The following is a 264-nucleotide window of genomic DNA, read 5'->3' on the forward strand; positions in this document are numbered from 1 at the left end:
GGCGCGGACTGCCGGCTATCTCCTGATGAGTAGTTGCATCATCCAGTTGAATGATGTGTGAATGGTCAAAACGATCTGCTGTCTCTTTGACTGTGAGCAAGCACGCCGGTTTGGCATCTTCTAGCATATAGGCGACACGATCGTTAGGATAATCAGGGTCTAGTGGCAGATAGGCGGCCCCTGTTTTGACGACGGCTAATAGACTTACGACCATATCGATGGACCGAGGCAGAGCCATTGCGACAAATTGTTCTGGTCCAATGC

Annotated in this window: 1 protein-coding gene; it reads right to left on the reverse strand. The window is 50.8% G+C overall.

All coding sequences use genetic code 11. The features are described 5' to 3' along the window. A partial coding sequence (locus SB658_RS24675) for an AMP-binding protein (RefSeq protein ID WP_410603025.1) occupies nt 1-264 on the reverse strand: 264 nt, incomplete at both ends.

This window comes from Bacillus sp. SIMBA_008 (genome assembly GCF_046535495.1).
Classification (GTDB): Bacteria; Bacillota; Bacilli; order Bacillales; family Bacillaceae; genus Bacillus; species Bacillus subtilis.